Genomic DNA, 23,563 nt, shown 5'->3' on the forward strand with positions numbered 1-23,563 from the left:
ATTTTATGTATCATTTTTAATATAGTTGTAAAGCTCAGGATGCAAAAAAATAAAACCGCACCTTACCGCTTCATTGTAAGGTGCGGAATAAATTTTGTCTGTCACCCATATGGGTGATTTTTCCTAATAGTTTATCTTTTCTGCAGCTCCAGCATGGCCAGCTGGGTCTTGGAAGAAGCCCCCGTTTTCTCATAAATGCGCCGGAGAAGAGTTTTCACCGTGTTCACCGAGATATAAAGCTCCGACGCTATCTCCTTATTGTTCAAGCCACGCTTGACCATTTCTATTATCTCTGTTTCCCGCAGGGTGAGGATGAGCTTGGGAGTGGAGAGCTTATGTTTGGAATATCTTAATTGCTCCGCCAATTGACAGATCTTCTCAAGATCTGTTTTGCTGCCTATACCTAAGGCTGCAGCCAGCAATTCCTTCAGCCCTCCATAATTTTCCGCAAAGGGCATATAGACGCCGTCGGGCAGCGCCATGGAGAGAGCTTCCTTCAGCGGGGAAAGGGCTTCCCCTTGCTTGCCTGCGGCATAAAGGGCCTGGGCCATATAAATCTTTGCATAGACTTTGGGGAGCAGATTCGGGAAGATGGAGGAAATACCGAGCAGGTGCTGGCATGCTCCCATGAGCTTCAGGTATTCTCTCTGCTCCAGCAGCGCCCTTCCGTATATGATATAGGCAAAGGGCTGGGTCATGATGACCAGGCGCTTGTCGTTGATGTCACCTTCCTCAATCCAGAGAGGGAGTTCATCTTTGCTGTCCAGCAGAAGGTGCAAATATCCCCGGGCCAGATCCAAAGTATACCGGCACAAGTCCTCGGTGTTCTGACGGGAGCGTTCCTCCAGCGAATGTATGGCATTTTGCAGCATGGCTTCATCTCCCCGCAGGATGGCGATGCGCCCCAGCAGGAACAATCCGCACTGGTAGATGCTGTTCTGCCGCTTGCTGTCGGCGGTGAACATGGATTTGTGGCACAGCATTTCCGCCTCATCGGCCTCTCCCCGCAGGAAATGGGCTTCCGCCCGCATGATGGTTTCTGCGCCGCTGCCGTGGCCGCCGGTGAGTATGTAGTAAACAGGCATGCATTCGTCCATCTGTCGGAGCTCCTCGTTGAGCTTTCCGCTTTCCCGGTAGAACATGTACAACACAGAGGGAGAGCCAAAGGTCCATGTGCTCTTGATGTTGATCAGAGAAGCGGGACCTCCCAAAAGCTCCAGGGCCCTGCGGTGACGGACGCTCATGGCATCGATGCGGTTGTATTCCAAGAAGGAAAGCAGCAGCTCCGTTTCGCCCAGCAGCTTGTCCTTTTCCCCTTCAGGCAGATCGCTCTGGACGATGATCTGCCGGATTTCCTCCTGCATGGCAAGAAGCTTATGGTTCTCATGGAGGAAAAAGAGAGTAAAGGCCAGGGGCACGATGGCAGACGGATATTTCTTCTTGGTTTCAAAGGATGTATTCTCCAGAATGTCCAGAATCATGGGCTTTGTGGTTTCGTCGGCGATGTCGGCGATGTCATAACTGGTCAGGGGCAGGGCAAGCAGTTTCTCCCACATGCCGGAAAGATAATAAAAGCGCAGGGTGTTCACACGGTCGCCGGCCTGCTCCGCCAAGTCTCCGCCCATAAGGTAGAGTTCTTTTTGCCTTGCTTCCGGCAGCAGGGCAAACTGCTCCGCAAGAAAGCTGTGGAACAAGCTGTGCAGATAAAACATCCTTGTTTCTTTGTCGAAGTGTACGAATACTCTTTTTTCCCGCAGCAGCTTTTCCGTTTCTGCCGGGCTCATGCCGGACATGGCCGTAGCCTGGACCAGGAAAAAGTGCGGGAATATGGATACGGCCAGCAGGAAGTTCCGTTCCTTTTGCAGAAGCCTGTTCCACAGCGCCTTACGCATCAGGCTGTCCATGCCGCCTTTCTCAAAGCGCCCGTTTTCTATAAAGGCGAGAAGCTGCAGGTACAGAGCCATGATCCACCCTTCCGTGATTTTGGCCACCTCCGTCAGCTGTACGGCATTGAGGGTGACTCCCGCCTGCCGGTAGTAAGCGTCCACATCCTCTTTAGAGAAGGCGAGTACGGATTCGTGGAGAAAGCAGAAGCGTCCGCTTTGCAGGATGATATTATGCTCCTCCCGCGGCAGAAGCTGTGAGGCGGCTGCTATATGCAGGCCCTCGCCTCCGTGGGCGGAAAGCGCCATAAGAAATTCCCCGGATGAAGGCAAGCTCCACGCAGCAAAGTCGTCCAGCACCAGATAGGTTTCCTGAGGGCAGCTTAAGTTCCGAAAAATTCCCTGAATCACCGGCAGAGTGTCCTCGTCCGGCAGACCCGCTTCCAAAAGGCACTCTGCGCTTTCCGGGTCAAATTTTCCTATCAGGCTGCAGAAGGCCTTCCATGATACGGCTGCACGATCCGCAGAAAAGGTGTGCCAATACACCGGTGTAGCCTGTGAAACCTGTGTATCAAAAAAATGACGCAGAGCAGTGGTTTTGCCGAAGCCCGAGGGGGCCTCAATCAATGTCAGAGGGTAACGCTTGATATAATCCAGCTTTTCCATAAGCCTCCGGGGGAAAAAACGGGTTTCCGGCGTAACTTGTTTGATTCGGGACATATTATCCCTCCTTATCCCAATTGTTTGCGGGGGGGCTTCTTTTATATTGATATGATATATATCTTTAGAATTTATAGTCCTTTCAATAATTATATTTCTTATTCCGGAAATCTTCAAGCAGAGGTAATTTTTTAGAAATGGAGCAGACACCAGCAAGACGATTGACAAGGCAAAGGGATGCTCTCGGAAATACTGACCTGTGAGCTTTTTTCCAGTGAGGGAATTGCATCCTCAATCTGTATAGATTCCTCCAATCTGATAAGAATACTCAAGACAAGGACACTAATTACCTTTAAGTTCCTTCCCGGAGCAGGATTAAATATGCCTCATAGGAAAACACTCTGTTTCTTTGTTTGCCGGAAAATTGAACCAGAATACCTGCATCACATAACAGCTGTAAGGCGTTTTTTGCAGTTCTGCCCATGCCGCTGATAACAGACACATTTTTATCATGAAGAGCCGCCAGTCTGTCAATTGTTATTGCCGCGTCCTGAGCAGATTCATGTGCCGCTTGCAGAAAAAACTTCAACCATTGTTCATAATTTCATTTATTGCGAACCTCAGTCAAACGGTCGTAATACTCAATACGGTTCTTCTTTAAAAAGTATGAGATATACAATGCCGGTGTTGTAATTAATCCTTTTTCCAGCAAAAATAGCGAGCTGTTTATTGACCTCCACAAGAAGTCTGACCGCTTCAGCATCAAACTCTATCGGGAGCTCTGGCGGAAGCGGAGCGGGTAAAAAAGATTTATATGCGGCTTCGCCGGATAGATTTATTTTAAGTGTTCCTGTATCAATGGCGGAGAGGGCGGGATTCGCTCCGCTCGCTTCGGCTCGCTATCACGCCGGGGAGGGAAAATGCTTCCAAAGGGCGCATTTTCTTGTTCCTCCCGTTCGAATCCCTCATTACTTATTCCCTTATACTAAAAAATCACTCTTGTGAGTGATTCGCTTATCAATGGCGGAGAGGGCGGGATTCGCTCCGCTCGCTTCGGCTCGCTATCACGCCGGGGAGGGAAAATGCTTCCAAAGGGCGCATTTTCTTGTTCCTCCCGTTCGAATCCCTCATTACTTATTCCCTCATACTAAAAAATCACTCTTGTGAGTGATTCGTTTATCAATGGCGGAGAGGGCGGGATTCGAACCCGCGTGGGATTGCTCCCTAACTGATTTCGAGTCAGCCCCGTTATGACCACTTCGATACCTCTCCATATTTAATTATTTTCAGCTATCTCTTTTTTTTGAAAAATTCCTTCAAAATACTGCTGCATTCCTCCTGCAGTATTCCTGTGTATACCTCACATTTGTGGTGAAACCAGTAATCCTCAAACACATTTATGACAGATCCGGCTGCGCCGGCTTTAGGATCCATGGCTCCCATGTAAAGCTTCTCGATCCTGGATTGCAGTATGGCGCCGCTGCACATCAGACAGGGCTCCAGAGTCACATACATCTCACAGTCTATCAGCCGCCAACCGCCCAAAGCTTCACAGGCCTTTTTTATTGCCGCGATCTCTGCATGGGCCGTTGCATCCTTAGAGGATTCCCTGGTGTTAAAGGCTTGAGAAACTATTATGCCGTCTTTGACAATAACCGCACCCACGGGAACTTCATCGATGCCGGCTGCTTTTTTCGCCTCATCCAAAGCAATTTTCATGAAATTTTCATGCATATCCATATATGTGAAAATCCCTCACATTCTTTTGCGGGCACTATAATATTATATATAAAATATGCCCATTTAGCAATAGTAATTAATTTCATGTGATTTGTCATCTATCGTTTTATTGTGCAAAGCTTTTTCGGCAGTTGATCAGCAAGCGCTAAAAATTGGGCGTTCCGAGGCCATCCATAAAAGGCTTTGGGTCCGTAGATTGCCTTCCAATGGAAAAAGTCCAATGCAGATGCGGTCCCGTAGAATATCCCGTAGAGCCGACATTGCCTACGATATCGCCTTTCTCAACACGATCTCCTGTCTCAACGCCGATGCTGTCCAGATGGCAGTAGGAAGTATATATATTCAGCCCATGATCTAAAATCACAGTGTTGCCTGATGCATTCAATTCCATGGCAAGCACTACCTTTCCGTCATTGGAAGCCATCACAGGCGTACCTTTTTTTGCCTTGAAATCCAATCCGGAGTGAACGCTGCTCCTGACGCCGTTTACATAGCGCATCGCCCCGAATTCGGTGTTTATTTCGGCATCTACGGGAGCAATAAAGCCGCCTTTATAAAGCGGTAATTTCTCCGGGTCTGCTTTCGCCTTGGCAATTTGCTCCGTATCAAAATTCAAATTATCCTGGCTCTTCTTTTCCTGCGTTTCTTTTGAAACCTTTATATAATCCTTTTTAAAAGAGTTTTCCTTCACCGTTATCTTATTCTTCACATCCCTTAGGACTTTGTCCCCGCGGGATATCAGGATGTCATATACATACTCTCCAGGCTCTGCAGTACAGCCTACTGCGATGATGGCAAGCTTTCCGTTTTTATATGGAAAATACTTCTCCGATCTGGCCTTCAGGTCTGATGTGACCTTCACCGCATCATCGGCTTTGATCCCGGATATATAGATCATGAAGGTTTCACCCTGAAGCACTATTTTATTGAAATAAGCTATATAAATAATGCTGTCTCCATAAGCTGTGGCACCAGGCATTATGAGAATTGAAAATATGATCGTCAGAGCAATTAATCTTTTCATTATTTTCATCCTAAGCCCTCCATTTATTATTCTCCAATTTCTATTATATACGAAAGATAAAAGGAAATTCCAAGGTTTTGTAGAATTAATGATGAAAAGGTGTAAAGAAGGTATGATATATGGAATTGCGCGGCGGAGAAACAATAATATTCAACCTTGGCGATATAAAGGCAAAATGGCAGCTTTCTAAAATTGACGGCAAATTAGTGAAGATATTTGATGAAAACGGCACATATAAGCAGATGCCCTATGATAATTTTATGGAGCTTTTAGAAAAAGGCTTCGCTGAAATTTATAAAGATACTGAAATCGAAGATATGGGCTAGGCAGCGCCTTATGGCCTGTCTAGCTGCTTTTGATACCGGCCCCGCATAAAGGAAATACTACTTTGGCAGTTTTAAGCTCAGGGTATTTCTTTATATAATCCAAATAGCCCGCATAATTGGCGGCAGAAGTTATTTCCACATATATGCCCTGGCAGGCCAATGACCTTCTGGCTTCGGTTATGCTCTCTTCTGACACTCCGATGATATCTCCTCCGCTTTCGCGTATCACCTTCAATATCTGAGCGCCTCTGGCAGGAGCTGCTATAGCGATCCCTTCTGCCAATGTCCCCAGGTTCTTACAGGGCTCCACTTTATCCATTCCTCCGACGAAAGCCTTGAAAATTGGCGCACAGTTTTCTGCTTGCACAGCTAAAATCCTGGGCATTTTATCGATGGCTCCCCAGGAAAGCATCTCCTTAAAAGCGATGTACGCCCCCACAAGCAGAGTACCATTTCCTACAGGTATGATAAAAGCATCAGGCATAAGTCTGCCCAGCTGCTCAAAGGCCTCATAAAAATAAGTCTTGGTTCCTTCCCAGAACAAAGGATTATAAATATGGCTGGCATAAAATAGCCCTGTGCTCTCTGCCATATCTATAGCAGCCTTTGCAGTATCCTCTCTGGTCCCGGGCACTTTATGGATCGCTGCTCCATGAGCTTCTATCTGCTTTATCTTTTTATCCGAGGTTGCCGCAGGCACAAACACATCGCACTTTATACCCGCTCTGGCGCTGTAGGCAGCAATCGCCGTCCCTGCATTGCCGCTGCTGTCTGCAATGACTCTGCCTCCCCCAAGCTTTTTAGCCATGGATATCAGAACGACAGCCCCTCTGTCCTTGAAGGATAAAGTGGGCATGTAGTAATCCGCTTTTGCATATAAGTTCCCCTCAATCCGAATCAAAGGAGTATCTCCTTCACCCAAAGTAATGCCTCTCCAGCAATCATATTTTTCAAAGGGCAGCGCATCAATATATTTCCACAACGAGTGATCCCTTGCTGCTGCAGTGGATTTGAAATCTATGGGCTTCTTTTCATACTCAAGGTTTAGCAACCCTCCGCAGCTGCATTTCCAAGCATTGCTTTCTAATGGAAACTTGCTGCCGCATTCTATACAGATATAGTTCATAAGGCCAGCTCCTATCCTATAGCTTTTATCTTATCTTCACATGCTTCCATTTGCCCGTTCTAAATCTCGCATAAACAAATACCCATCTTATAATCTGGTCAATAAATACAGCCATCCATGCCCCAACCAAACCATACCCGATAATATTTACAAATATATGTGTGAAAACGACCCTTATCAGCAGCACACCTGTAAATGTTGCCACTAAAGGCCAAAATGTATCTCCCGCACCCCTTAAAGCCCCTGCCAGTATGAATTGTGATGACTGGAAGGGCTGTACCAATGCAATGACCTTGAGTGCAGCAGAGGTATTCCGTATGATTACCGGATCGGGGGAATATAAGCTTACGAGCTGAGGACCGAAGAAGAAGAATATCACCGCCATAAAGGTTGAAATCATCGAGCCTATTCTCCGTGTTTTTTTGGCGTATTCCTCCGCCTTTTCAGGATCCTTAGCACCCAGAGTCCTGCCTGTCAACGATGAAGCTGCTATGCCGAAGGCCTGGCCGGGCTGGAAGGAAAGCCCCAATATGTTCAATGCTATTTGATGAGCTGCATAAATAACGGTTCCCAACCCGGCAACTATTCTGGCAAACAAAAGTATGCCTGTTCTTAATGCCAATTGCTCAAGGGTTGCAGGCACCCCTATCTTGATCAGGTTGTATATGATATTCCCGTCAAATTTAAAGGGGTGTCTTAGGCTGATTTTAATAATACTTTTGCCTTTAACTATGTAAGCAAGCAAAAGCACACTGGCTATTGCATTAGACATGGCGGTGGATATGCCGGCTCCCGTCACTCCGAGCTTCGGGAATCCAAATAAGCCGTATATGAGCACAGCATTGCCGATGACATTTAAAAAGTTGACCTTCAGGTTTACTCTCATGGGCGTCTTGGTTTCCCCTATTCCTCTCAACGCCGCTGATATTGACATATTTAAGGACTGAAAGATGAATCCTACCATAATAATTCTGAAGTAGCCTCTCCCGGCCTGCAAAGCATCCGCTTGGGCACCTATAAAAGTCATTATGGAGTCCGTAAAAACTAAACCCAATATAGATAAGGGAATGGTCAGCATTAACATGCTCAATAATATAACATGCTTCAATACCGTTTCTATTTTTTCATTTTCATTGGCTCCATAGTACCTTGCGATCATAGCTGTTCCGCCCACATTCAGAGCCTGGACAAGCGACAAGCCTATAAATAAGGGCTGGTTGGTTATGCCTACAGCGGCCACGGAAGCAGCTGCCAATGCATTGTCGCTTATCCTTCCCAGCATCATCATGTCTATCATTCCGAATAAAGAGCCTAAAAGAAGCTCTACCAAAACCGGCCATGCAATCTTGATAACATCTGCTCTGGCCGGATCCTTTATATCCATAAATACTTTCTGTCCGTTATTTTCATCTTTTCTGTAATTCATTATTGCTATCCTTTTCTATCTATTGATATTCTCACACCAATTATTATACCATAAGGTCAAGCAAAAAAATACCAAGCCGCATAGCCTGGTATCTTTATGGTATCGCTTTAAAGCTGCTGACAGCCTTTGCAATAATATATACTGCCTCCCAGATAGGCCTCTTTTTTTACAAAGGAACCGCAGGCAGGGCAGGGCATATCAACCGTATTTTTGCTCAATACAGTCTTATATCCCCCCGGATGCCCGAAAAGATCCTTCTCTGTGTCTCTGCCGCCTTTAATCGTCATCTGTTTCAGCACATGCTTTATTGCATCATACATATCATCGATTTCTCCGGGTGTAAGGCTGGACATCTTGCGCTTCGGATGAATTTTTGCCGTCCAGAGGACATCCTGCAAAACCCCGTTGCCAAGCCCTGGAATACGCTGCTCTGTGGCTAAAAATGCTTTAGCCGACAGCTTAGCCGTCTTCTCATCAAATAGACTGTTAAAATATGTTCTGTCAAAGCTGTCCGATAAAGGGGACGGGGATATCTTTAACGGATAATAATCAGAAACGCTTTCCTGGTCTCCGTCCCCGAAGCAGAATAGGCATCCCCACATCTGTATGGTGGCGCTCACGGCCGTATCATCTTCAAATTCAAGCAGAAGCTGATGTTTTTGCGGCAGCTTGTCTCCTTCGGCATGGTAGCGCAATGGTGTGCTTATATGCAATATCATATCGTCGGCTTTTATTTCTACATGCTCTCCGATAGAGGTTGCATATAGAATTGTCTTACCCGCAAGCAAATCATGGTAACCGGCAGGATCGCCTGTATACCAGGCAAAGGTGTGAGGGGTATGATTGGCAGTCGCCTTCCTTATTTTCTTTCCGATCAACGTATCGTTTATTTGATTCGCCAGTACAACAGCTTCCGGCAGCTCGACCATTTTATCCATCTCCTCTGTTTTTATCGAATAATATCATACAAAATATGACAACTGTGTGTCAAATATACAGCAAAGAAAAAGGATTTATTTTTTCAAATAATTATCAAACAGGGCTGCCGCTTCGGCTCGAATAAGCACTTGATCCGGCCTGAAGCTGCCGTCAGAATAGCCCTGCATAAGCTTCTCCTCCGTCAGTCGATCTATATATCCCGCAGCCCAGTCCGGGATTTTGTTCTTATCGAAAAATGCTGCTTTTATATTTTTATCCGCTGCTGCAAAGCCTGATGCCCTGGATATCATGGCAGCTGCTTCAGCCCTTGTTATTAAGTCATTGGGCTTCATATATACTGCCTTGCCTATACCCTTCCCATTCATCCATCCCCTTTTATTGCAGTATTCCATATATGTCCTTGCCCATGGCAGTATTTCCCTATCATCTGCAAATTGGGACAGGTCTGTGTCACCATTATCCGGCACATAACCCGAGCTTAGAGAGAGCATCTTAGCAAACTCTGCCCTTGTAACCGGTCTTTCCGGCTCATACCTATATTCTCCGGCTGCTGATTTTATGCCGTTGACGACACCTTTGTCCATGAGTCTGTACACTGCATCTCTCGCCCAGTGGTCGTCTATATCTGTCATAAGAATTATTCCGCTGTTTTCCATAACTGCATACTTGCCGAAATGCGAAATTTTTACCGTAACAGAACTGTTGGCTTCATCAACGGCTCCTCCAATCAACTTCCAAACGCTTTTCTTCTCATTATATGCATATATTCCTATGTGTTTTAAACCCTTGGCTTTGTTTTTACTAAAATAAATTGTCATCTCAACAGGTGAATTGGATTGATATCCTTCCGGTACTCTGATATCAAATATATTGCTGAGGAAATCCTTATTGCCGCTTTGTTCCCTGTATTGCAGCAGGTCCTCTATTTCATGGACTTCTATATATCCGTCTTTCAATACCTCGTCACCGGTAAATTTGAGCTTCAGAAGTCCCGGTATTATTATTTCCTCATTTGCCCTAAAATCCAGCCTTCTTCTTACCAGGCTTCCTGTTTCGGCACTGTTTCTGATAATGCCGGTATTATCAGGGATATCTGGAGAAGATCCTTTATCCTCATCGTCCTTACCGCTTGTTTTCTGCAATATCCTGACGATTGCAGCATCTTCGTAAGCCCTATCGGCTGAAACTATATATTTAGCGTTCACCACAACTTCACCATATTTCCTTGCTGTCAATAAGCCGTCTTTTGTTATAGATGCTGATCCTTCAGTATCATATATCTGCCAATCTACTTTATCCGACTCCAATAATATTCGCCTGTTGTCTTCAGTCACCCCATAGAGCCTCATCTGTACCCTTTCTCCAATCTTCATCTGTGTAGCTTCCGGCATTATCTTTACTTTCACTATATCGCTGATGCCTGAGTTGAGGACTTCCGCAGAATACTCTGTACGGTTCCCTGCCAAGTCCATAGAGATTATGGTGATGGTCTCCCTTTGCAAATCAGAAAGCATATATTCCTCGTTAAAACTTCCATCTTCTTCCACAGTCATCCGGGTTCCATTAACATAGAGCTTGCTGCCTGCCGTTGTTTTTCCGGATACCAATATGCTTCCGTTTTGTATGGCATCATTGCTGTTTGGGCTTTGCACCATCAGTTCCGGTGCTCTATCATCATAATAAAAATCATATGCCTTTATGGCCTTATCCCCGTCTTTCCCTATTGCCTCGATCTCTATCATATTGCTGCCCCTTACAAGGTCCAGCTGCAAGCTGTAATTTTTGCCCTCTGCTTCATCGATCTTTTCTCCATTGATGTAGAATACTGCCTTTGCTGTTTCATCTGATTGATATCTGCAATCTATATATCCGGCATTTGTATATCGTATCTCATTATCATTTTCATCTTTTTCTATATTTATATTGCCGTATTCGGAAGTAAAATCAATTGTGAACTCAGGGGGCTGAGGCTTCGGCAGATATATTTCTTCCGAGTAGGAGGGTTTGCTGATATGCTCTTCCTCCGAGCCTGCTGCCGGTGTTTTATTGACTGCATACAGACCGAATTTATATGATCTGCCGGTAAGCCAGCCGTATTCTTTGCCTTCACCGTCAAACAATGTTCCGCCGAATATTGTTTCTGTCTTGTCCCCGTCTATGCTTATCATGGCTTCCACGGTTTTGTCAATTTTCCCCTCATTATCCACTGCATATATGCGGTATTCATCTATTCCGGCTGCTTTATCCCACTGCGCCTTCATCATGCCGTTGCCTATGGGCTTTACTGTGAAATCTGAAGGTATCTCCGGTGCCAGAGCATCTATTATCTCAAAGCCCTCTGAGTACATTTCATCAAAGCCGGTGCCGTTCCTTTTTACCTCGCCGCGGACTTTATAGCTTCCTGTTGTTATCCCCGCCGGAATCGCGCATTCATATGACCTTGAAGCGCCGTCCAAATCTTTCCCGATTTCTATTGAGCTTGAAATTCCGTCCTCCCTTAAAAGATATAGTGACACTTTGCTCTCCTCAGTTTTGTTAAGCTCCCAATCCACTTTGATCCTGCCTTCCTCCTGCTTTGCAGAAAGCGATTGGAAAACAGCCGGTTCCTTGGCATTATATAAGGTCATTCTTACAGCTTTATCCGATTCTATCGCCCATTCACCGGGTTTTGGCGAAACAATAGTCACAAACAGCCGCTTTTCTTCCATTCCGGAGCCAGATACATCCGCAGGTATGATATGGTTTCTATAGTTTACTCCCTCAACAAGCTCATATATGCTTCCATCCGGATCTGTCACTGTTATCTCCGGTTTTGCAGAGGCATCATACTTCATCTCGATTATGGCAGATTCAACGCTCTCACCTACTTTGGCCTTATATGTGTAAGCAGAAGCCCCCAGAGCGAGAGCCCCGCCTATGCCGCCTTTATAGCAGACATTGTAGGAATATGGGATATCCTTGAGTTTTTCTATATTGGTACCATAGCTTATAGTTACATCCCTTCCCTGATCATCCTTTGTGCGTACTATATATATCCCTTTTTTATCCATAGGACCAACAGAGGCCACATCAAAACTCACTGATCCTCCCCATTTGTATTCTACGTCAACTCCCACACCCAAAACCCTGACACTGCCTTCAATTTTCTTCGTGGATAATCCGGCTTTGTAGCCTGCAATGGTTTCTCCTCCTACGAACCAAACATAATCAGGTATCTTAAGCTTTGCATTGATAGAGCCTTTTATCTCATGACTGCTTATGCCGAAATAGGCGTCGGCTATCAGTATATCGAGTATATTGAGATCTGCGCTTATGTATCCGCCGCTGAAATCAAAGTGCCCCACGATGTCTCCCACATCTATAAAATAGATATACCCGTCTCCTTCAAGATCGATGCCGGAGCAACTCAAGACCGCTTCAATATTCCTAAGCCCCACCAATGTATATCCCTTTATTCTCGCATGGTAGGTTAATAAATCCACAATATCCGCCCTTACTGCGATGCTGGAGCCGGTGGGCAAAATACCATAACGCAGCGAGTCCATCATGGACTTCAGCCCGTATATTCCTCCCCCAATGCTCTCAAAAGCCAGTCCTGTGCTTCCTATGGGCTTGGGCAGCTTACCATAATTATTCTTAAACTCGAAATAATCAGGATACAGATTCTTGTCAAAAGCCATTGTGGCATTTATATCTAAAAGTTTAAGCTGGGGATTTTCTGCTTGGGTCTTAAAGCCATAGGCCCCTTTTATGGTATTTATAAAAAATGTTATATTGGCGGTCTTCTTGGTCATATAATCCTTGGACTGAAACCCTCCCATCTTCCAGCGAGGAAATGGTATTTTAATCTCTGTGTCGATATTTATTTTCTTATTTGTTATGCTCATATCCTTTATATCTGATTCCATAAAGCCTGTCCCAATACTTGTAAGAAAGTTGAAGTATTTGTTCTCAAGCTGCAGTATCCCATCAATCTTGACTTCCCCACTTTTTTGTATCTTAATTTCTTTTACCAGTATAGGGAAGTATCCTACATAAAGTATGCTGATGTCATCCATATAGCCATCTTCATCCTTTATGACGGCATTTGCCGAATCAATATAAAAGTGGCCCTTTTTCAAGGCTATATCCATGCTTTTACCCATAAGCGCCGACTGCATGTAAAGCTCGCCGTTTCCTTTTACTATGAAGCTGTCTCCGCTTTTGAATACAGATAGTGTATTGTCTCCATAACCTTTGTAATATATGTCATTATTTATGGCAATAGTATCACCGTAGATATCGAAGCTTGTATCGGATACGCTTCTCACCTTGCCCCTGATAATGAGCACAGCACTGCTTTTATCGCCGGCACTGAGCTGAGATTCATTTTCATAAAGCACGGCATTTTGAACTCTTTTACCACCGATGTTTTCCTCTTTTATTACCATAATTCCATAGTTTCTGGATTTATACTTCACATCCGAGGTCACTGTTATATATTGTCCTAAAGTATAGTCCAGCATATCGTCTTTATGGTTTATTACGAGCTTGTACGTTCCGGTGTTTAAACCTTTTGCGACTTTTATGCGTATTTGGCTGTCGCTGACAACAGTTATATCGGACTCACCAAGATAGTGGACATCACCTTTAGACATATTTACCAGGCTCATTTCATAGCTGCTTTTATCCTTAAGCCTTTCGAAACCATAGCCAATAAGCTGTATGGCATTATCCTCATCCTCATAATAAAGGTTGCGGGGCACAATATCTGTATAACCTATATCGGAATTATCATTTTCAAAACCCGGAATGATGATGAACTTCTTTATATTCTTTATCTCCCTGTCCAAAGAGCTAATACGTATCATATACTGCAGTACCCTCAGCTTCTGGGTATTCAATGCTTTTACCTTCCAGGCAGCAGCCGCCTTTTGGCCGACAGATATTCTGTACAAATATTGGCTGCTTTGGTGACCCTCTACAAGCTCCAAGCCATCAGGGAGAATTAGCTCAGCATTGATGCCCGCTAGCTCTGATGAGTTTTCAAGGCTGTTATCCAGCTCCATCATAATATCAAAGGGATTATTTTCATATATGTCTCCTTTAATATTCAGCCTGGCGGGAGCCATAACATTGATGCTGAAGGTATCTCCGCTGCTACTGTCGGATATGCTGCCCAAGCCGTAGTAAGTTTCAAATTGCATGGTTTTACCCGGCTCCAATGCTTTAGGTTCCCAATAAAGTGCGGCTGCCGAATCTGCACTCTTATAATCATTAAGTGATGAACCTATATTCCGCTCCGGATTTACGGAATAATCCCATTTGGTAGAAGACAATGAACTCCAATGAGCTATGGTCAGGCTGTCAGGCTCTGTATTGCCCCAGCCCTTTAAGAAGCCGTAAGACACAACCTTTGGGCTGTCCACAGAGTCTGTACATCTCCAATATACGGGAATATCACCTCCCGAGACTTTAGTCTCATAAGAGATATCTGTATTGCCATCCAGTGAAACGCTGCAGCCGTCGTTGCTTCCCAGCATCATATCCAGGAGGATCCTTGTTCCTACCATGCTGCTTTTGGTACCGTTGTTTGTGATGGAATAGCTTATTTTCACATTGCCTACATCGCTGCTTTTAATATTATCCGTAAGCTCCAGCTTCTGCGTAACTATTATATCTCCTATTCTCCAACTGGAGGTATTCTTCATTCCCTCCGCCTTCGGAGCTGTTACCAGGCCTCCGTCTATTACTATCCCATTATATGAATTGCCGTATATGTAGTCCTTCCCATCAATTCTGAAGGTGGTAAAGGTTGTATCCGGAATACCTTTCGAAAAAAGCAAAGGTACATTGTCATCCTCCGGCCTTTGGGGAGACCCCTGCGCAGTTTTCACCGCAAACCTTCCGTCCTCCTTGCTTACCAAAAGCTCAACTATATTGTTTTTGATGGATTGCACTTCCGGCACTCCTTCCGCACTTACTTCCAACATAAAATTGCCAAGAATGCCTAAACTCCAAACTGCAAGCATTAAAGCTGCTTTTAATCTTCTGCTCATCATCTCACCCCCTACTCATTTACATATGCCTGTATGGTTTTTATCCTTCTTTCCCTATCCTGTACAAAGAATGTATACCAATTATAGGCCTCAAGCCTTACAGTTCCTCCGGGAGCAGCAATATATCCTTCGGTCTTGAAATAGGCCTGGGTCCTCTTGCCCTTATCCCACTTTATTTTTAAGCTTCCCTCGTTGCCAAAGGCACTCACTTTAACATCCCTTTTATTCAAAATTACGCTTTCTCCTTCGGCAACCTCATCATTGAGGAGAAGCACCAACTCGCCGGGGCTCAGTACCTTTACTGTTCTCGTCGCTTCATTGCTATTACCCACTGCATCAGATACCTTGTATTTTAAAATATATATTCCCGCTACAGTTGTATCAACGCTTCCTTCTACAATGACCTGAGTTGATATATCTCCGTCAACATTGTCAATAGCAGTATATCCTTGTTCGGTATAAGCTTCATCCTGAAAAAGCGTTACATAAGACGATCCCTTAAGTGTTATGATGGGCATATCTGAATCTATATTTTTTACCTCTGCCTTTATCTCGGCGATGTTTCCTGCTTCATCTCTTACTCTGAAGGTAAATTCCCCATTCCTGTAAAAGACCCTCTTAGCCGAACCGCCATTGTTCAAAATTTTGGAACCCTCTTCTGCTTTCAGAGTTACCTCTACAGGCTTGTTTGTCATCTTAGTATTGCTGTATTCCAACGATACCCGGGGAGGAGTCTTGTCAATCCAGTTAACAACTGCTGTCTTTGAGCCTTTGTTCCCTGCCTCATCTTCAAACTCAAATACAAATTCTCCGTTTTGAGTGAATATGTATTCCGCCTTACCGTTGTTGGTCAAAATCCTCGCGGGCTCGTTCAAGACCAGAACCGCCCTTACATTGCTATTTGTAAAGCTGCTGGGAGTATATATTATTTCTGCTGTTGGCCTCTCCCTATCTATATAGTTTACATCATATGATTTTGTAGTCTTATTTCCTGCAGTATCAACAACAGTAACCTCAATTGACTTATTCCCGCTGCATATATAGGTAAACCCATTCTCGGAGGGAATGACATTATCCGGCTCCATGTTGTGAATTACTTCTTTAACCTCAATATTATCGCTGTAGCTTACTGTAATGATAACATTCTCCCTGGTGGCTCTTACAATGTCTGCCAGTATTTGAAGCTTGGGCGCCTCCTTATCTATGGTGCTTACTTTGGCTGTGGCAAAGCCTCTGTTTGAATTCCCATCCTCGTAAACGAATGTAAATTCTCCGTTATGCAGAAAGGTATAGCTGCCGCTTCCGCCGTTGTTCACTATGGTATAGGGACCGCCCGTTTTATCCAAAACCAGCTTTGCAGTGACGCTTTCATTTATCATCGTTTCATCAGGATCGTCAATTTTGGTTTCTCTGATGTAATATTCAATGGTTCCCGCCGAAACACTGTCGGACAGATTATCGACCCTTGCAGTGGCTTCACCTTTATTCCCCGCTTTATCCGAATATGAGAAGGTAAAAGTCCCGTTTTCCACAAATTCAAAGGTGTCCGAACCATTATTGTTGAGTATTTCTACATCCTCAGCTTCTCCTGTAAAGGATATTTTCGCAAATTTAGAATTTGGCTTGGTTTCTTTTGTATAATAGCTAATCTCAGCCTTCGGTGCTTCCTTGTCAATATTGGAAACGGTTATATCCTTATACCCCATATTTCCCGCCTCATCCATGAATTCATAGGTAAAGACGCCGTTTTTATCAAATACATATTCTGATTCTCCGTTGTTATTCTTGATTGTGACAGATTTTCCTCTATCATCATAAGTGAGCAGAGTTGCTGTAACATCCTGGTTTGTGAGTCCTTCTGTGCTTAGATATACATATGCTTCCGGGGGAGTTCTGTCAATATTGTAAATACTGCCTGTCACCGTTCTTATACTTTCTTCATCCGCGCTTGAAAATACTCTTATGGATACGGGCAAGTCCCCATTATCAGTAAATGTATATTCATACGCCCCGTATACCTCCGCTGTCACTGTTGGACTTGCTATACACGCTAAAACCGGATCAGGTGTAAATTCCACTCTAATGTTTTCATTTGTGAGCCCGCCTGAGTCACCATACATCACATTAACATAATTTTCAGGAGAGGTAATTGTATATATAGAAGCAACAGCTGTTCCGGTGTTTCCTGCCTTATCTTCAAATTCAAAGATAAATTCTCCGTTTTCATAAAACATATATCTGAAGCTTCCGCCATTGTTTGTCACTTTAACAGGCTCGTTTGTATCAAGATATATAGTGATAGGTGCCGTATCTCCTTCCGCATATATGATGCTGCCCTCCGGAGCTTCCTTGTCTATGTTTTTTACCTCAGCTCTTATGCTTCCTTGATTGCCCAAAGTATCCTCAAACTCAAATAAAAACTCATCATTTCCATCAAAGGTGTGGGTAAACTCGCCTTGGCTTAAAACAGTATAACCATTTATATCCTCCAAATGAAGTGTTGCGGTTATGGATTCATTGGTCCAGATGTCTCTTGGATTGGAATATGTGATATATGCCTTCGGGGGGTCCTTATCTATATTATCTGCAACAGCTTTTATACGGGCCTTATTCCCTGCATCATCCATGAGTACAAACTCAAACTCTCCATTGCGGTTGAATACATAAGAACTGATCCCATCATTATTGAGCAAGGTCACATTATAATTGTCATTCATTGTCAGGCTTGCAGTCACATTACCTGCTGTAGGCTCTGTAATATTATCATATGTCACCTCTCCTGTTGGAGCTGTCCTGTCAAGTATGATAGAAGCCTCATATATATCTGATATATTTCCTGCCTCGTCCATGAATCTAGCATATACCTTCTGCTCGCCGTCTTCCTTATCTGTGAGGCTCCAATTATATATTGCCAATCCGTTTTCATAGGTTATATCCTGCCAGTCTGACGGCTTTGCTTCCCCAATTGCATCATTCTCAAGTTTTGTCATGTCATCAGATAATATGGTTTTAAAGGTTTTATCAGGTATTGTTTTCAGTTCATCTATTTCCAGCTTCAATGCTGCATCCAGCTTGTTGGTATAAGCATTTGTGAAACCAATGTTTCCTGATGGTTTGGTCAAATCTATGTGAAAGGGCTCCGGGAAGGAGATGATTTGCTCATTGCCCAATGTATCCTGAAGCTTTATATGCAAATACCATACCCCTTCAGTGGTAGAACAGGTTATTTCACCTTCACTTAAGGCAGGGTTTATGTCTATCCACTCTGAAGGCATAATATCCGGTGATGCTGATATCCCATATTTAAACAACTTTACATCGGTATAAGCATCCTTAAGCTCCGAATAGGAAAATTTGAATTCATTTGCGCCAAATACTTTATCGTATGCTATATTTACCGTTGGGGTACTATTATCGTAACAGAACACCACTGGATTTCCATCTATAGAAACCCTTTGGTCCATGGTATTTCCAAAAGCATCTTTCGCTATCACCCGGAGGTAATATCTACCGTCTAAAGCTTCACTGCCTTCAATAAGAACCCAGCCTTGCATGTCTCTAAAACTTGCAGGTATTTCTTCTTTACTTACAACATCTACCCATTTAACAGATATGTATTCCTCATTTTTACCTACATATGTGTTATCATTTATTTCAATCAAAACACCTTCAAATGTCCCGTAGTCAAGGGTAACTTCAGGCCTCTTCTTAAATACTTCCGGTTCTCCCAAATGCATTTCTTTTCCAATAGTGGGAGGTTCGTGATCAATGGTTATTTGCTCCTCAATCTGCTTCCAATTGTAGTATTCATCATAAAATCTGACTACCAGCTTGTAGTATCCTGTAATAGGTGTTGTTTCATCAAATAGGCTTATGCTTCCAGTGCCTTCAGTGCCTGTTATGCTGTCTATTTCCATTACACGCCACATATCGTCATTATCCTTTATACCTTCAGATATATCAGGTTCTGTTAAAGGCTCATAAGTCCAAGTTAATTCATCCATCATCAAAATTGTATATAAAAACTTATCCTGCAAAGCCCTGTCTTCAACTCTATAATTTACACTTTTTGGATCTCCATAATCACTCAGTTCAAGACTAAATCCTGTGACCCTAGGACCTTGATTATCAAAATAAAAGGCTTTGCTGCTGATGGTCTCCGTTTCCGTGCCGTTTACTGCCAGTATATTTAGATAATATGTGCCTTCCAGCGGAGCATCAGAGCTTGTCCCCTGTATGTGATATTTGCCATCTTCTCCCGGCAGTACCACTTTATTTATTACATCTCCTGCTTTATAGGGTTCTCTAGTCCACGAATATTTTACTTCATCCACACCGCTCTCCAAATCCTTCGCACTGAAAGAAACTGTGCGGCTTGTGGTATACAGAGTATCTTCTCCTGCATTTAAATCCACTACTGTCCCATCCTCACGAATACTCTTGTCCCAAGTTATGGTCGGAGGTGTTGCATCCTTTTGATTGACTATAAAGTATATATAATTGTTCCTATATCCATTTCTTGCTTCATCCCAAGCCTCAATAAATAGGGTGAACTCTTGATAAGGGGGTATGCTGCTTCCATTAGGAATATCAATTTTGACTGTATAGGTTGTATAAGTATCATCTACCACAGGTACCACTGTACTGCTTATCAACATTTTCGTCTCCGGCTCAGTAATTTTAAAACCATTTTTGTCTCTATATTCCCAATGATAAGCCAGAGTAAGAGGCGACTGCTTGGTCCCCCGGTTTTCCTCACTCACTACAATATCAATGCTTGTCCTGCCGCGTTCATATGCCTCATAGCTGTCCCATGGATATACTGGAGAAATAATCTTCGGCAATGCATTATCCAGCTTGAGTTTATATTTATCTATATTAGGCTTTTCATAATAAATAGCGGCATTTCCGCCTATATCACGCGCATGGTCATCGAAGGGGCCCGATCCATCAGGATTATAATAGAATTGTATATAATTGTCTCCTGCTATCAGTCTATCACCAATTGGGATAGAGTATTCATGCAAGTATCCCCTCCCTCCTTGGACATCTCCATAAACCATAGAACCACTTCTAACCAGAATATTTGTCCTCAGAAGTGTTCCCAGCCATATATCTACCGGTTCATTGTACTTTACACTGCCATAAATGGTATCTGAAGTGTTCACCCAGTTGTCCAAATACTCGCCGGTATCCTTATCCTTCTTCAATGGCACCGCATTACCGTTATAATCCCTGATTTCAGTAACTGTTGCTTCGATCATGTAAGGCGGTTTTTCATCAGAAAGCCATACCCTTATGTTATCCAGGTATACATCCAGGTCGCTTCCGCTTTCCCTGTCTGCGTATATATCCACCTTTATGCCTGTGGTGCCTGCAGGAAGGGTAATCCCGGTTTTCTTCAGTGTTTTCCAGGATTTGTTCCCTATATAATAGCCTGAATCGTGGATAAGTTTGGTCCCGTTGCTGTATATGCGCACCTTAAACCGGTCATTATCACTATCATCCCATCCGGAATAGTCTACTGAAAAATTAACCGTTAGCTGCCCCAGATTACACAGCATTTTTTGTTCCTCATTCAAATAAACAGTCCTTGCAATCTCTGCATCGGCCATTTCTCTAGTACCGTTTTCGTCATTTTTGAAGTAGTAAAAGTACCCCGGATTGCCGCTGGATGGTCCATTTTTCAAGGAAGTAACCCTTGCAACCTCATCATTCAAATTTGTCCATGAACCCGGTGAGCTTCCGTCATCATCGAGCAAATACCATTCATATCCCCCATATACAGCTATGCCGGAAAAAGATATATATGTCATCATTATCAGCATGAACACCAAAACCGTCTTCACTTTTATATTTTTCAACATGATCCCTCCCTATAATCTTCAATATATCAATATCTATCAGAAATGGTCAAAAAATTCTGCATAATTATTTATATAATACCTTGTTTCCCATTTGTATACCATGTACTAAAGTACAGTCTGCTATAAAAAAAATACAGCCTTCTACTAAAGACTGTATTTATAAACTGTTATTTGTGCTCCACTATTCCCATCCGTGCCGCATAAGCAATGACTTGTGCTCTATTCTCAAGATGCAACAGCTCTATAATCCTCCCCATATGATATTTGACAGTGCGCTCAGTAAGCCCCAAAGCATCTGCCGCTTCCCTATAGGTTATTCCTTTGGCTACCATTTCCAGTATTTCCAGCTGCCTTTGGGTAAGCTGCCTCCCTTTGCTATCCTGTGATGTGCTGGCTGTAGATGCATGCTCATAGGAGCTATTGTCCTTAAACTCTTTTAAAAGCCGGGAAGCTAAATCCGGTGAAAGAGGAACCTCTCCTTTTTCAAGATCAGACAGCATGCCTACCAGTTCCCTGGCATTAGTATTTTTTAGAAGGTATCCTGATGCTCCATACTTCACTGCATCAAAAAGATCTTCATCCTCCTCAGACGTAGTAAGCATGATGATCTTTATTTCAGACATCTCTGCCTTTATCAGCCTTAATGCATCTATTCCGCTGCACTCAGGCATCTTGATGTCCATTAAAATAATGTCCGGCTTCAATGCCCGAGCTTGCGCAAGCGCCTCTCTCCCATTTTTTGCCGTACCGGCCACATCTATTCCATAGGTTTCAAGAAGATATTGAAGACCTTCCAGAAATAAAGGATGATCATCTACCAGCATTAGTTTCATCTTCATTTTTCCCACCTTTCCTGATAGGCAGATATAAAGCAATCCTGCTGCCTTTTCCCGCAAGTGATTCGATGTGAATTCCCGCACCTATTGCAGCTGCACGCTCCCGCATTATATTCAGTCCAAACTTTGTACCGGCGCTGTTTTCGTATAAACTGCAGTCAAACCCTTTTCCGTCGTCCTCTATGATAGTACAGAACTCCTCCTGTGAAAAAGAAAAAGATATTTTTACATTATCGGCCTCCGCATGCTTCCTTACGTTGTTCAGGGCTTCTTTGATGATATTCAGCATATTCAACCGTATTATCGGCTCCAGTATCTCACCTGTAAAGTCAATAGGCATATCCCTTTTAACATATATGCCGGTTTCTTCCTCAAATCTAATAATATCCTTTTCTAATGCTTTGATAAAATCCTTTTCGGTAAAGGCGGTACTCCTGGCATTGTGTATATATTCCCTTATTTCATCATGGGCCCCCTGTGTAACGCCTATCAGCTTGTCCAGCTTTAGAGAGACCACTTCTACCCCTGAGTTCAGAAGTTCCTGCTTGATTCCCTGGGCCTGTAAGCTTATGAAGCCTAAAACCTGTCCCAAGTTGTCATGCATATCCCTGGCCATCCGTTCCCTCTCCTCAATCACTGCAAGCCTCCATTGATGCCTTAAAAACTCCTGCTGTGCCTGCTTCTTATCAGTTATATCATATATAACTGCAAGCCTTCCTATAAGAATACCCTCCCCGTCAACAAGAGGAGAAAACAATGCCTCATAAACCTTTGCATATTCCATGGCATCTACTGAAAACTCTGTATGTGCAATATTCCTGTCCATGCAAGCCTTAGCCAGCTCCGGAATTTTAGAGCAGGCCTCTTCAACCCTTTTGGCAGAAGCTTGTGAAACAGTCAAACCTATGATCTTTTCAAAGGCCGGATTCATATCCAGCACCCTGTCCTGCAAGTCAAGGACCAATATCCCTGCTTCCATTGTCTCAATCACAGTAGCACGTGCCAAGGGTATCAAGTCGAATATCTTATAGCGAAAGATACCCCATGCCATTATCAAACCCGCCAGTCCAAAGAACACCGGCGTGATATCAAATCTTTTCACAGGGCTGATGCCTGAAATATACAGCATATTGGGTATAACAATTAAACTTAATCCCAAAAACAATGCAAATGCTTGCTTTCTGTATACTGTGTTCTTAAAAAATACCGCTCTGGCGATAAGTATCCATGCAGTAATATTCAAAGAATGTGAATAGAGAGCATGAATATAGAAGATAGGACCGTATCTTTTAGCAATGACGGGAAATGATCCGCTGTAATCCATGTGTATCCCATACCTTATCAAACCGTGCACTCCATCAGTCCAAACGAGCATTATGATAATTGTAGGTATGACAGCAAGCCACCAAATCTTTTTATTTCTTACCCATCCATGATATCCGGTGAATTCCATGCATAACACAAGCAATGTTACAGGTGAATAGCAATAAGCAAAATATTGGATATTTGCCCAAAAAAGCTTGGTGCCGAAGTCGGCCGCCGCCATTTCAAGTGCATTGCCTGATGACCATATGGTCACCACAAGCATGCTGAGTATAAAGCTGGCAGCACCTTTTGCATTTTTTCGCCTCAGCAATGCATATATTCCCAAAGATAATGTAATGCACGAAGACACAATCAAAGGCCATATATATGGAA

At 43.6% G+C, this 23,563-nt stretch carries 12 protein-coding genes and 1 tRNA gene; 1 reads left to right on the plus strand and 12 read right to left on the minus strand.

All coding sequences use genetic code 11. The features are described 5' to 3' along the window. Window positions 1-131: 131 nt before the first annotated feature. The 5 genes from AC4HCY_RS01305 to AC4HCY_RS01325 all read right to left on the minus strand — a co-directional run bounded on the left by AC4HCY_RS01305 (window position 132) and on the right by AC4HCY_RS01325 (window position 5,316). Window positions 132-2,603: a helix-turn-helix transcriptional regulator gene (locus AC4HCY_RS01305; protein ID WP_323431279.1), complete on the minus strand. Its 2,472-nt coding sequence runs from the start codon at window positions 2,601-2,603 to the stop codon at window positions 132-134. 292 nt (window positions 2,604-2,895) lie between these two features. After that, complete coding sequence (locus tag AC4HCY_RS01310) at window positions 2,896-3,132, minus strand: hypothetical protein (RefSeq protein ID WP_323431280.1); 237 nt, start codon at window positions 3,130-3,132, stop codon at window positions 2,896-2,898. A 594-nt stretch (window positions 3,133-3,726) separates the two neighbouring features. Further along, a tRNA-Ser gene (locus AC4HCY_RS01315) sits at window positions 3,727-3,815 on the minus strand. An 18-nt stretch (window positions 3,816-3,833) separates the two neighbouring features. Then, a complete protein-coding gene (gene tadA, locus AC4HCY_RS01320; protein WP_333783325.1) occupies window positions 3,834-4,283 on the minus strand; it encodes a tRNA adenosine(34) deaminase TadA in 450 nt (149 codons plus the stop codon). Window positions 4,284-4,428: 145 nt separating this feature from the next. Then, window positions 4,429-5,316, minus strand: coding sequence for a M23 family metallopeptidase (locus tag AC4HCY_RS01325; protein WP_491095223.1), 888 nt, complete (start codon window positions 5,314-5,316; stop codon window positions 4,429-4,431). Window positions 5,317-5,426: 110 nt separating this feature from the next. Between AC4HCY_RS01325 and AC4HCY_RS01330 the strand changes: the two genes are divergently transcribed. After that, window positions 5,427-5,633 carry a hypothetical protein gene (locus AC4HCY_RS01330; protein ID WP_323432587.1) on the plus strand — a complete coding sequence of 69 codons (207 nt, stop codon included), beginning with the start codon at window positions 5,427-5,429 and terminating at the stop codon, window positions 5,631-5,633. Window positions 5,634-5,652: 19 nt separating this feature from the next. Here the strand turns inward: AC4HCY_RS01330 and AC4HCY_RS01335 are convergent, their stop codons facing one another. From AC4HCY_RS01335 to AC4HCY_RS01365, 7 genes are all read right to left on the minus strand, one after another. After that, a complete protein-coding gene (locus AC4HCY_RS01335) occupies window positions 5,653-6,759 on the minus strand; it encodes a threonine synthase (protein WP_323432586.1) in 1,107 nt (368 codons plus the stop codon). 25 nt (window positions 6,760-6,784) lie between these two features. Then, window positions 6,785-8,185: an MATE family efflux transporter gene (locus tag AC4HCY_RS01340; protein ID WP_323432585.1), complete on the minus strand. Its 1,401-nt coding sequence runs from the start codon at window positions 8,183-8,185 to the stop codon at window positions 6,785-6,787. Window positions 8,186-8,292: 107 nt separating this feature from the next. Then, entirely contained in the window at window positions 8,293-9,114 is an 822-nt protein-coding gene (locus tag AC4HCY_RS01345) for an endonuclease VIII (RefSeq protein WP_491095224.1), read from the minus strand. Between the two features lie 84 nt (window positions 9,115-9,198). Beyond that, window positions 9,199-15,165: an S-layer homology domain-containing protein gene (locus tag AC4HCY_RS01350; RefSeq protein WP_491095225.1), complete on the minus strand. Its 5,967-nt coding sequence runs from the start codon at window positions 15,163-15,165 to the stop codon at window positions 9,199-9,201. A gap of 8 nt (window positions 15,166-15,173) precedes the next feature. Beyond that, a complete protein-coding gene (locus tag AC4HCY_RS01355) occupies window positions 15,174-21,029 on the minus strand; it encodes a DUF5011 domain-containing protein (RefSeq protein WP_491095226.1) in 5,856 nt (1,951 codons plus the stop codon). A 167-nt stretch (window positions 21,030-21,196) separates the two neighbouring features. After that, window positions 21,197-21,868, minus strand: coding sequence for a response regulator transcription factor (locus AC4HCY_RS01360; RefSeq protein WP_323432581.1), 672 nt, complete (start codon window positions 21,866-21,868; stop codon window positions 21,197-21,199). After that, window positions 21,840-23,501: a sensor histidine kinase gene (locus AC4HCY_RS01365; protein WP_491095227.1), complete on the minus strand. Its 1,662-nt coding sequence runs from the start codon at window positions 23,499-23,501 to the stop codon at window positions 21,840-21,842. The genes AC4HCY_RS01360 and AC4HCY_RS01365 overlap by 29 nt, the downstream gene beginning before the upstream one ends. Window positions 23,502-23,563 lie beyond the last annotated feature (62 nt).

The organism is Lutispora sp. QWL-02, assembly GCF_058315355.1.